The sequence below is a fragment of the Candidatus Margulisiibacteriota bacterium genome, assembly GCA_018822365.1.
Taxonomy (GTDB): Bacteria; Margulisbacteria; WOR-1; order O2-12-FULL-45-9; family XYB2-FULL-48-7; genus XYB2-FULL-45-9.
The window spans coordinates 1-11,910 of record JAHJKL010000005.1; the positions used below are offsets into that span (position 1 = coordinate 1).

Annotated in this window: 11 protein-coding genes; 8 read left to right on the forward strand and 3 right to left on the reverse strand. The window is 52.9% G+C overall.

Going from position 1 to position 11,910, the window contains the following annotated elements; translation table 11 throughout:
- Positions 1–290: 290 nt before the first annotated feature.
- The 3 genes from hisA to KKF06_00240 are packed head-to-tail and all read right to left on the reverse strand — an operon-like array spanning position 291 to position 2,475.
- Positions 291–998 (reverse strand): 1-(5-phosphoribosyl)-5-[(5-phosphoribosylamino)methylideneamino]imidazole-4-carboxamide isomerase, encoded by a 708-nt coding sequence (gene hisA / locus KKF06_00230; protein ID MBU1616193.1) that lies wholly within the window; start codon positions 996–998, stop codon positions 291–293.
- Positions 995–1,612 carry an imidazole glycerol phosphate synthase subunit HisH gene (hisH, locus tag KKF06_00235; GenBank protein ID MBU1616194.1) on the reverse strand — a complete coding sequence of 206 codons (618 nt, stop codon included), beginning with the start codon at positions 1,610–1,612 and terminating at the stop codon, positions 995–997. The genes hisA and hisH overlap by 4 nt, the downstream gene beginning before the upstream one ends.
- A complete protein-coding gene (locus KKF06_00240; GenBank protein MBU1616195.1) occupies positions 1,603–2,475 on the reverse strand; it encodes an ROK family protein in 873 nt (290 codons plus the stop codon). The genes hisH and KKF06_00240 overlap by 10 nt, the downstream gene beginning before the upstream one ends.
- A gap of 115 nt (positions 2,476–2,590) precedes the next feature.
- On the opposite strand from KKF06_00240, the gene groES reads away from it, so the two are divergent.
- From groES to ligA, 8 genes are all read left to right on the forward strand, one after another.
- Positions 2,591–2,884, forward strand: coding sequence for a co-chaperone GroES (groES, locus tag KKF06_00245; protein ID MBU1616196.1), 294 nt, complete (start codon positions 2,591–2,593; stop codon positions 2,882–2,884).
- A gap of 15 nt (positions 2,885–2,899) precedes the next feature.
- Positions 2,900–4,552 carry a chaperonin GroEL gene (gene groL, locus KKF06_00250; GenBank protein MBU1616197.1) on the forward strand — a complete coding sequence of 551 codons (1,653 nt, stop codon included), beginning with the start codon at positions 2,900–2,902 and terminating at the stop codon, positions 4,550–4,552.
- Positions 4,553–4,739: 187 nt separating this feature from the next.
- On the forward strand, positions 4,740–5,870 hold the full coding sequence (gene nusA / locus KKF06_00255; protein ID MBU1616198.1) for a transcription termination factor NusA: 1,131 nt from the start codon (positions 4,740–4,742) through the stop codon (positions 5,868–5,870).
- Positions 5,871–8,024 (forward strand): translation initiation factor IF-2, encoded by a 2,154-nt coding sequence (gene infB / locus KKF06_00260; protein MBU1616199.1) that lies wholly within the window; start codon positions 5,871–5,873, stop codon positions 8,022–8,024.
- Complete coding sequence (rbfA, locus tag KKF06_00265; protein MBU1616200.1) at positions 8,021–8,389, forward strand: 30S ribosome-binding factor RbfA; 369 nt, start codon at positions 8,021–8,023, stop codon at positions 8,387–8,389. Before infB ends, rbfA begins: the two co-directional genes overlap by 4 nt.
- Positions 8,352–9,323: a bifunctional oligoribonuclease/PAP phosphatase NrnA gene (locus tag KKF06_00270; protein ID MBU1616201.1), complete on the forward strand. Its 972-nt coding sequence runs from the start codon at positions 8,352–8,354 to the stop codon at positions 9,321–9,323. Before rbfA ends, KKF06_00270 begins: the two co-directional genes overlap by 38 nt.
- Complete coding sequence (gene truB, locus KKF06_00275; GenBank protein MBU1616202.1) at positions 9,320–10,105, forward strand: tRNA pseudouridine(55) synthase TruB; 786 nt, start codon at positions 9,320–9,322, stop codon at positions 10,103–10,105. The genes KKF06_00270 and truB overlap by 4 nt, the downstream gene beginning before the upstream one ends.
- Before the next feature lie 132 nt (positions 10,106–10,237).
- On the forward strand, positions 10,238–11,910 hold a 1,673-nt coding region (gene ligA / locus KKF06_00280), incomplete at its 3' end, for an NAD-dependent DNA ligase LigA (GenBank protein ID MBU1616203.1).

Below are 11,910 nucleotides of genomic sequence, written 5' to 3' on the forward strand. Positions count from 1 at the left end.
GTCTCCGCAAAAGTAAGCGTCCGCGCCGCCCCAGGAACTGGGTGGCGCATTTCATGACGCTTGATCGAATCTACGTGTTTTGGTCCTGACATTGCAACCTCTCTCCAGTATTATCGTTCACTTTCGCGTAAAATTTCAACCTGTTTAATAAACAAAAAACCAAGCCTGTTCAACAACTTGGTTTCAATAATTTTCTTCGGCAACAGGCAGGCCGAAAGAATACACTATCTTCCATTGATATTATCGTAATGTAAGGGGAAAAACTTGCGGGGTTTATTCGTGTATTCGAGTTAAAGGATCTCTTCCAGTTGCAGCTTCCCATCATAGAGCGCTTTGCCGACAATGCACCCTTCGGCGCCGACCGCCTTGAGCTTTTCAACGTCTTCTTTGGTTGAGACGCCGCCCGAGGCGATGACCGGGACCTTGACCCCGTCCATGAACTTCTTGATCGAGTCAATGTTGGGCCCCTCGAGCATTCCGTCCCGGCTGATGTCGGTAAAGACAAACCGCTTGACCCCCAGGCCGATCGCTTCTTTGGCCAGGGTGAGGGTGTCTTTTTTGCTGACGTACATCCACCCTTCGGCGGCGGCAAAGTTCCCCTTGGCGTCAATGGCGACGGCGATCTTGTCGCCGAACTTTTCGCAGACGTTCCCCAGCAGGTTGGGGTTCTTGATCGCGGTGGTCCCCAGAATAACGCGGTCGGCCCCAAATTTGAGCAGGTCAGAGATCAGGTTGAAATTGCGGACCCCGCCGCCGATCTGGATAGGAACGGCAACCTCTTTGATGATCGCTTTAATAATGTCAATGTTGGCCGCGATGCCGGTCTTGGCCCCGTCCAGGTCGACGACATGGAGTCGTTTGGCCCCGGCCGCGACCCAGCGGGCGGCGACTTCTAACGGTTCGGCCGAATAAATGGTCTCGGAACCGTAATTTCCTTGTTTGAGCCTGACGCACTTCCCCTGGAGCAGGTCGATCGCTGGTATTACTTCAAACTTCACTTGCACAAACCTCCAAAATTTTTCAAAATGACCAGGCCGATCTCGCCGCTTTTCTCGGGATGGAATTGGATGCCGAACAGGTTATCCTTCCAAACTGATGAGGCAAAATCGTAGCCGTAATCGGTCGTTGTGGAAATAATTATATCATCTTTTGGTTTTACGTGGTAGGTGTGAGCAAAATAGACCATGCTTCCATCGTCGATCCCGGCCATGATGGGGGAGCGCCTCTTGACGAGAAGCCGGTTCCACCCCATGTGCGGGACGCTTAATTCAGGGTGCTTGGACAGGTCAAAACGGACCGCTTTCCCTTTTAAAATTCCCATCCCGCCAAGTTTTCCCTCCTCTGAAGATTCAAAGAGGTGCTGCATCCCGAGGCAGATCCCCAAAAAGGGTTTGCCGGAAATGATCGCTTCTTCAATGACGCTTTCCAGGCCAAGGGAGCGGAGTTGGGCGATCGCCGGATCAAAAGAACCGACCCCGGGGAGGATAATTCCTTTGGATCCGCGTATGGCAGACTTGTCGCTGGTGATCTCGCTGTTAAAACCGAGCTTTTGGAGCGCCTTTTCGACGCTCCGCAGATTCCCTGCTCCGTAGTCGATAATTGCTATAGACACAGGGCTGCGGCTCCCAGGATGCCGGCGTTGGTGCCGAGCTTCGCCCTGACGATCTTGACCGATTTTGCCGGCAGATAGAGGGCATATTTTTTGAATTCTTTGCGGACCGGGTTCAAGAGCAGCTCCCGCATTTTGGAAACTCCGCCTCCCAGGATGACCAGCTCTGGATTAAAAATATTGACCAGGTTGGAGATCCCTATCGCCAGGTAGTGTGCGGTTTCGTTGATCACCGCTAGCGCTTTTTTGTCCCCCTGGCGGGCGGCGAGCTCTACAGAGGCCCCGTCCATACCGGCCCGTTTTCTAACAGCGGTACCGGAGGCCATTGCTTCAAAACAGCCGACATTGCCGCAGCCGCAGGTAAAGCCCTGGGAGTCGATGATCATGTGGCCGAATTCGCCAGCCGAACCGTTGGCCCCGCGGTAGAGCTGGCCGTTAATGATGATCCCGCCGCCGATCCCGGTGGAGACGGTTATGTAAATAAAGTGGCGGCGGCCGACCCCCGCGCCAAACCTGGCCTCGGCCAGGGCGGCGCAGTTGGCGTCATTGTCGATAAAAACCGGTCGGGAAAATTCTTTTTCCAGGATCTTTTTCAAATTGACCCGTTTCCAGCCGGGGAGGTTGGGGGGGCCGATCACGATCCCTTTTTCATAAAGGATCGGGCCCGGAACGCCCAGTCCGATCGCTTTGACCGGTTCGGGGCTGGTCTGGATCAGGTGCCGGATCGCTTTATTGATCGCGCCAAGGACGTGGGTCTTCCCTTTGCTTGCTTCGGTCGGGATGTTGACATCCGTAACGATTTTGCCGGTCGCCGAAACCAGCGCGGCCGCTATTTTTGTCCCACCAAGATCGACTCCAATGAACATGGCCCAAGTATAACTATTTTTTTTCTCATTCGCAACTTGACAAAAAAAATCTGACCATGCTAAGATGTTAGCACTCAATCAAAGAGAGTGCTAACAACAGGAGGTGAGTTCAGGCATGGTAAAAGCAAAGTTGACCCCGATCGGCGACAAAATAGTCGTGAAACAGGCTCCGGAAGAGGTTAAGACCAAATCCGGGATCGTTCTTCCGGATACCGCTAAAGAAAAGCCGTCCGAAGGGACAGTGGTGGCGGTGGGGAGCGGACGATATGAGAATGGCCAGAAGGTCGCGCCCGAAGTTAAGGTTGGCGATAAAGTTATTTACAGCAAATACGGCGGGACCGAAGTCAAAATTAATGAAGAAGAATACATTATATTGTCCGAAAGGGATATTCTAGCGATCAAAGCATAAAGGAGGTGACCTTAAATGGGAGCAAAAGAGATACTGTTTGGAGATGAAGCATGGAAGAAGCTGGAAAGAGGAGTGGCGAAAGTTGCCAACGTGGTCAAAGTGACCCTGGGTCCCCGCGGCCGAAACGTTGTTTTGGAGAAAAAATGGGGTTCACCCACTATCACCAATGACGGCGTGACCATTGCCAAGGAAATTGACCTGGAAGATCCGTTCGAGAATATGGGGGCGCAGTTGCTGCGCGAGGTCGCCAGCAAGACCAACGATATCGCGGGAGACGGGACGACCACCGCGACCGTTCTGGGCCACATTATTTTTAAGGAAGGGTTAAAGAACGTCGTTTCCGGCGCCAACCCGATGTCGATCAAGCGCGGGATCCAGATGGCGGTTGACATGGCGATCGAAGACCTGAAAGAGATCAAAAAGTCGGTCAATTCAAAAGAATCGATCGCCCAGGTCGCTACGATCTCGGCCAACAACGACCCGGAGATCGGCAACCTGATCTCCGACGCGATGGAAAAAGTCGGCAAGGACGGGGTGATCACCGTTGAAGAGTCAAAGGGGATCGAAACCACCCTGGACGTTGTTGAAGGGATGCAGTTCGACAAGGGATACGCTTCGCCTTACATGGTGACCGACCGTGAACGGATGGAATGCGTCCTTGAAGACGCTTACCTGCTGATCACCGACAAAAAGATCAGCGCGATCAAGGATCTTTTACCGTCGCTGGAGAAGGTTGTCCAGATGGGTAAACCGCTCCTGATCCTGGCCGATGAGATCGAAGGGGAAGCGCTGGCGACCCTGGTGGTCAACAAACTGCGCGGCACCATTAACGCCGTCGCGGTCAAGGCCCCTGGTTTCGGCGACCGGCGGAAAGCGATGCTCGATGATATCGCGGTCCTGACCGGCGGCGAAGTCGTGGCCGAAGAGAAGGGGATGAACCTGGAGACCGTTAACGAAGCGTGGTTGGGCCGGGCCAAAAAAGTGGTTGTCCGCAAAGAGGATACCACCATCATTGAAGGGGCCGGCACCGCCAAAGCGGTCAAAGAACGGATCGCCCAGATCAAGAAAGAGATCGAAGCTTCCGATTCTTCCTATGATAAGGAAAAGCTTCAGGAAAGGCTGGCCAAGCTCTCTGGCGGCGTCGCGGTCATCAAGGCCGGGGCGGCGACCGAGACCGAGCTGAAGGAAAAGAAGCACCGGATCGAAGATGCCCTGTCGGCGACCCGTGCCGCGGTTGAAGAAGGGATCATTCCGGGCGGCGGCTGTGCCTTTGTCCACATTGTTTCCGAGCCGAAGTCGAAACTGATGGATCTTTGGGCCACAGCCCAGGGAGACGAAAAAGTCGGCGTGGCGATCGTGGTCAGGGCGCTCGAAGAGCCGCTCAAACAGATCGCTTTCAATGCCGGACTGGAAGGGTCTGTTGTGGTTGAACGGGTCAAGAAAGAGAAGGCCGGGATCGGTTTCAACGCCCAGTCGCTTGAATATACTGACATGTTCAAGGCGGGGATCGTTGATCCGCTCAAGGTTACCCGCTCTGCCCTGCAGAATGCCGCTTCGATCGCTTCCATGCTCCTGACCACCGAAGCTTTGGTGGCCGAGAAGCCGGAAGAGGAAAAGAAGGCGGCCGCTCCCGCGATGCCGGGGGGCGGTTACGGCGACATGATGTAAGCAAGGAATCTAGGCATCAGGGATCAAGGAATCAAGGGGGGCCCCGTTTAAGCGGGGCCCCTATTTTTTCTCACCCCGGTTGACATAGTGTGGCCTCGTTGCTATAATCCTTGTGCAATCATAAGGAAGTAAAATTTGTTGAAATGAGTGGGATTTTCTTCCCACTTTTGCGTTTATAGGGGGAAAAATGAAGATCGATAATTTTAACGCGATGCTTGAAGAGATCCAGCGGGAGCGGGGCCTTTCCAAAGAGGTCCTGCTAGACACTATTCGGGCTTCGCTTCTTTCGGCGGCTAAGAAAAGATTTGCCGAAGGGGACAATATTGACGTACAGATCTCCGATACCGGGGAAGTTAAGCTCATGAAGATAGTCGAAGGGGAAGAGCCGGAAGATGTTACTCCGGCGGATTTTAGCCGTTTCGCGGCGCAGACCGCCAAACAGGTGATCATCCAGCGGCTCCGGGAAGCGGAAAAAGAAGAAACCTTTGATGAATTCACCAAAAAACAGGGGGAGATCATTAACGGGATCGTCCAAAGGAAAGAATTTGGCGGGTATCTGGTCAATCTGGGACGGCTGGAAACCATTTTACCGGTCACCGAGCAGATCCCTGGTGAAGTATTTCGCGAACGGGACCGGGTAAAATTCTATGTTGTTGAAACCAAAAGGAGCTCAAAAGGCCCTTTGGTAATAATTTCCCGCTCTCACCCAAACCTGATCAAACGATTGTTTGAAATGGAGATCCCGGAGATCAAAGAAGGGATCCTGGAGATCAAAGGAATTGCCAGGGAGCCGGGGAAGCGGACCAAGGTCGCCATCTTTTCCAACGACCCGAACGTTGGCGCGGTCGGAACCTGCGTCGGCAAAATGGGCCAGCGGATCCAAAACATTGTCCGCGAACTGGGGCCGGAGCGGATTGACATTGTCGAATGGAGCGATGATCAAAAGAGATTCATCTCCAACTCCCTTAGCCCGGCCAAAGTTAACCTGGTTGAATTGAACGAAGCGGAAAAGAGCGCCCGGGTCCATGTTGCCGATAAAGAGGTCTCGCTGGCGATCGGTAAAGAGGGACAGAACGTCCGGTTGGCCGTTAAACTGACCGGCTGGAAGATCGACCTGATCTCTGAAGGACGGGAAGAGAAGCCCTCCGAAACTCCGACCGAATCATACAAAGTGCATGAACTGGCCAAAGAGCTGGAGATGACCAGCAACGACCTGGTCCTGAAACTCCGGGAGATGGGTTTTTCCGTAAAAGCGGCCAACTCGACCGTTCCGCCTGAAGCGGTAGCGGCGATCAAGGGCCAAAAGAAGGAGGGCTAAGTGGCAAAAATTAGAGTCAGCGCATTAGCCAAGGAACTAAAAACTACTTCAAAAGAGCTGTTGGTCATTCTCAAGACCCTGGGAATCGAAGCTAAAACAGCAACGTCTTCAATTGAAGAGGCCGAAGCGGAAAAGGTCAGGAATCAGGGGAAAAAAGAGAAAGCTCCCAAAAAAACAGAGAAACCGACCAAAGTTGAAAAGCCTAAAAAAAGTAAAGAAGACAAAGCACCTCCAGTTGTTGCTAAACCGGTTGTTGCCAAAGAAGCGCCAAAACCGGCAGCAGTAAAACCAGTTCCTCCAAAACCAGCGCCAAAGCCAGTTCCGCCGCCACCGCCGCCACCACCGCCACCCCCTCCAGCCCCGGTGGTTGTCCAAAAACCGGTTGTCCCCGTCGTACCGCCAAAACCGACCGTGCCGGCGATCGTGATCACCAGCGATGATATTTCGGTGAAAGACCTGTCTGATAAATTACAGATCAAAGCGTCAGACCTTATCAAAGAACTGATGAAAAAAGGGATGATGGTGACCATCAATCAACGGATCGCCTCTGAAGTGGCAAAAGAAGTCGGCATAGCCCTTGGCCGGGAGATCGAGCTTAAAGCGGCGCAGGAAGTGACCGTTACCCACCGGACGCATAACATTGAAAAACGGGCCCTCCGGCCGCCGGTAGTGACCGTCATGGGACACGTTGACCACGGGAAGACCAAACTGCTTGACGCGATCAGAAAAACCAAAGTTGCCGAAAGCGAAGCGGGCGGCATTACCCAGCATATTGGAGCCTACCAGGTCAACGTTCAGGGACGCAAGGTAACCTTTTTAGATACCCCCGGCCACGAAGCGTTCACCGCTCTTAGAGCGCGCGGCGCGAAAGTGACCGATATCGTTATTCTGGTCGTTGCGGCCGATGACGGGGTCAAGCCGCAAACGATCGAAGCGATCAACCATGCCAAAGCGGCCGGGGTGCCGATCATTGTGGCGATCAATAAAATTGATAAACCCGACGCTAATCCTGACAAGGTCAAAGCCCAGCTGGCTGAATATGGCCTGGCGCCGGAAGATTGGGGAGGTCAAACGGTGACCGTGCCGGTTTCGGCCAAACAACTGACCGGGATCGACGAACTTCTGGAAATGGTCCTGCTGGTTGCCGACCTGGCGGAGCTCAAAGCCGATCCGGAAGCCAAGCCGATGGGGGTGGTCATTGAATCGCGGCTCGATAAGGGACGCGGACCGGTGGCGACCTTGCTGGTCAAGAACGGGACATTGAAGATCGGCGATATATTTGTGGTCGGTTCGACTTACGGCAGGGTCCGGGCGTTGTTCACCGATAAAGGGGCCAGGCTGGAAAAAGCCGGGCCGGCGATGCCGGTCGAGCTGCTTGGCTGTACCGAGGTGCCGGCTTCAGGGGATGTGTTGGAGTGGATGTCGACCGAGAAAGAGGCTCGCCAGATCGCCGAGGATCGGAAGCATTCGCAGGGGAAAGCATCGCGGACCAAGGTTGTTTCGCTGGAAGATTTTTCCAAACATATCAAAGAGGGGGAGAACAAAGACCTTCCTCTCCTTATTAAAGCGGACGTGCAGGGGTCAATTGACGCGATTACCCAGTCGCTCCAGGACGCGAAAGTCGGAAATATCGGGGTCCACATTGTTCACGCCGGGGTTGGCGGGATCAATGAATCTGACATCATGCTGGCCAAAGCTTCCGGCGCGATCCTGGCCGGCTTTAACGTCGGCTTTGAAGGGAATTCGGAGGTCTTGAGCCTGGATGAAGGGGTTGAGGTCCGCAAATATAACATTATTTATAATTTGATCGACGATGTTAAACTGGCCATGGAAGGGATCCTGGAGCCGGAGTACGAAGAAGTGGTCATTGGCCACGCCGAAGTCCGCCAGCTATTCTCGTTCTCCAAGGTCGGGGCGATCGCCGGCTGTTTTATTACCGATGGCAAGATGGTGCGCGGGGCCGGGATGCGGATAACGCGCGGCAAAGACAAGATCTATGAAGGAAAGCTTGAAGCGCTCAAACGATTCAAGGACGATGTCAAGCAGGTGGAACAAAACTATGAATGCGGCATCTCGATCAATGGATATAACGACTTTAAGGTTGGAGATGTTGTTGAAGCTTTTGAGGTCAGAGAAAAACCGCGTAAAAGATGACCAGACAAGAAAGAGTTGAAGAATTGATCCGGGAAGAGATCAGTACGATCATCCGCGAGGATGTCAATGATCCCCGGATCGGTTTTGTCAGCATTACCAAAGTTGAGGTCTCCCCCGACCTGCGCAACGCTAATATCCACGTCAGTATTTTTGGCGATGAAAATCAAAAGGCGGAAGCGATGGACGGGTTGAACTCTGCCACCAGGTTTATCCGCGGCGCGCTGGGGAACCGGATCGATTTCCGGGTGACCCCCGAGATCCGTTTTGTCCGGGACGATTCGCTGGAGAAAGGGAGCAATGTCTTAAACCTTATCCGAAAGCTGAAAAATGAAAAACCAAATAAAAGAGCTTCTAAAAAAGGTTAATACCGTACTGATCGCCGGGCACAGCGACCCCGACGGCGACTCGATCGGCTCTATGCTCGGGCTTGGGTTTATGCTGGAGCAGCTTGGTAAAACAGTCCATTATTTTTGCGTCGATTCTGTCCCCCGCGTTTACGCTTTTCTGCCTGGAATAGACAAGATCAAGAAAAATCTCTCTCCCGGCCAGACTTATGATGTTCTTTTTGTGGTTGATTCGTCCGACCTGTCGCGGATCGGCGACAAGTTGACCGACTTCCGGCAGACCGCCAAGACGATCGTCAACATCGACCATCATCCAGATAATACTAATTTTGGCGATATTAATCTTGTCGTTGCCGCTTCTTCGACTTCGGAAGTGATCTTTGACCTGGCCCTCTTTCTCAAGAGCAAGATAGACCAAAAGATCGCCGAATGTCTTTATGTCGCCCTGATCACAGACACGGGTAATTTCCGTTACGAGAACACCACGGCCAAGACCTTCCAGATGGCGGCCGAACTTATGAAGTGTGGGATCAAGACCAATGAGATAACCACCAGGATCTACGATACCCGGACGATCAAAGCGGTCAAGATCACGGCGCTGGCGATGTCGAATGTCAAATTTGCCGGTGATGGTAAGATCTGCTGGACGGCGGTCAACGAAGAGATGATGGAGCAGGTTGGCGCCCTGGGGGAAGACCTGGTCGGGATCGTCGATTGCCTTCGATCGATCGAGGGAGTGGAGGTGGCGATCTTTTTCCGCGAGAAGGACGAACTCGTAAAAATGAACTTCCGCTCCAAGAAACGGGTCAATGTTTCCGAGATCGCCAGGAAATTTGGCGGCGGTGGACACGTCAAGGCGGCCGGGGCGGTGATGAACGGCAAACTGGAAAAAGTGGAAGCGCTGGTCATTGCCGAGGCAGAAAAACAAATCTCGTCTCTGAAGTATTTGGTATGACCTCGCCGGACGGGATCATTATCGTTGATAAGCCCGCCGGGTGGACCTCGTTCGATGTTGTCGCCAGGATCCGCAATCTTTCCAGAGTAAAAAAAGTCGGCCATTCCGGCACCCTGGACCCGATCGCGACCGGGGTCTTGCCGGTATTTCTTGGGAGCGCGACCAAACAGATCGAGCGCTTTCTGAACGGGGATAAGGGGTACCTGGCGGAAATGATGTTGGGGATAAAGACCGATACGGGGGACGCTGATGGGAAAGTAGTGGAGACGGTAAATGGTAAACGGTTTACGGGACAAGAGATTGAAAAGGCATTTAATAAATACAGAGGCAAGATTAAACAAATCCCGCCGATGTATTCGGCGATCAAGATCAAAGGGAAAAAGCTCTATGAGCTGGCCCGTAAGGGGATCGAGGTTGAAAGAGAGCCTCGAGAGATAACGATCTATCAATTAACTCTATTGGGGCCAGATGGAAAGCGACCTGCTTCGGAACTGATTGCCGGCTTGGTTGAAGAGTGGCCGCCGGCGGTCGAGGGTGATTATCAAAGGGTTATCTTTTATGTGGAATGCTCCAAAGGGACATACATCCGGAAGCTGATCGAAGACGTAGGTGACGATTTGGGATGCGGCGCCCATATGACCAGGCTGGTCAGGACTTACGCCCATCCGTTCCATCTCTCGCAGGCCCTGACCATGGAAACGATCGTCACCCTGGCGAAAAACGACAAACTAGCGACGGTGGTAATAAAACCGGAAGATGTCCTGACCTCACCCACCGTCTAGCTAAAGCGGGCCGGTTGCTTGAAACCTGAGAATGAATTCTCGGTTTCTCGCGATGGCTTGAATATTAGGGATATTGGAACCGAGACTTCAGTCTCAGGTTCCAATATCGAATCGGTTTAAAATAGGAAAAATATGAGTAAAGAAAAAGATATAAAAAGAATCAAGGAATTAAGATCGCTTATTCATCACCATGATTATTTATATTATGTGGAAGACAGGCCAACAATATCAGATGCTGATTATGATGACAGGTTTCGAGAATTAAAAGTATTAGAATCAAAATATCCCGATCTAGTGACAGCCGATTCCCCGACCCAGAGGGTGGGGGGCGAACCGCTTAAAGAGTTTAAAACCTATTACCATAAAAAGCCCCTTCTCTCCCTGGATAACGCCATGAACCTTGAAGAACTAGATGACTTTGACCGGCGGGTCAGAGAGGCGCTGGGGGAAGAAAAGATCGAGTACGTGGCTGAACTGAAGATGGACGGCCTGGCGGTCGCCCTGGTCTATAAAAATGGCCATTTCGCGGTCGGTTCGACCCGGGGAGATGGGGTTCGGGGGGAAGATATAACGCAGAACCTGAAAACGGTCAAAGCGATCCCGCTAGTCCTTAAAGATGAGATCGATCTGGAAGTAAGGGGGGAAACCTATCTCCCATACGATGATTTTCTTAAACTGAACGAAGAGAGGCAGGAGAAGGGGGAATCCCTTTTTGCCAATCCCCGGAATGCCGCCGCCGGTTCGGTCCGCCAGCTAGACCCGAAGATCACCGCCGGGCGACCGCTCGATATTTTCCTTTATTACGGCGAAGCCCCCGAAATGACGACCCATCTTGAGACCCTTAAATATTTAAAAAAACTTGGCTTTAAAACCAATCCCAACACCCGGCTTTGCCACGGCCTCTTAGAAGTCAAAGAGTACATCAAGGAGTGGGAGAAGAAACGGGAGAAGCTCCCTTACGAGATCGACGGGATAGTGATCAAGGTCAACAAACTGGCCGACCAGAAAAAGCTCGGTTTTACCGCCCGTGCCCCCCGCTGGGCGATCGCTTTCAAATACCCGCCGATGCAGGCGGAGACGGTGATCGAAAACATTGAGGTCCAGGTCGGCCGGACCGGGGCGATCACCCCGGTCGCTCACTTAAAGCCGGTCCATCTGGCCGGGGTTGTCGTTAAACGGGCGACCCTCCATAATGAAGATGAGATCCGCCGCAAGGAGATCAAGATCGGCGACCATGCCAAGGTCCAGCGGGCGGGAGAAGTCATTCCCGAAGTGGTGGAAGTCGTTATGAGCAAAAGAACTGGCCATGAGAAAGAATTCCATATGCCGACCCATTGTCCGGTCTGCGGCGGGAAGATCTACCGGCCGGAGGGGGAAGCGATCGCTCGCTGTACGAATTTCGCTTGTCCCGCCCAGGTTAAAGAGCGGATCCGCCATTTTACCACCCGGGAAGCGATGGATATTGAGCATGCTGGTCCGGCGTTGATCGACCAGTTGGTTGAAAAGAAACTGATCGCCGACGCGGCCGATCTATACACACTCACCAAGGAAGATATTCTCAAGCTGGAACGGATGGGGGAGAAGTCAGCCCAAAACGTGATCGATTCGATCCAGGGGAGCCTGTCGCGGCCGTTCGATCGATTGATCTATGCTCTCGGGATCCGGTTAGTTGGCCGTCGGACCGCTCAAATTTTGGCTGATAATTACGAGAGCCTCGATGAGTTGGCCGAAGCGTCGGCGGAAGAGCTGGCCAAGGTCCACGAGATTGGACCGAAAGTCGCGGAAGGGATTGTTGTTTTCTTCAA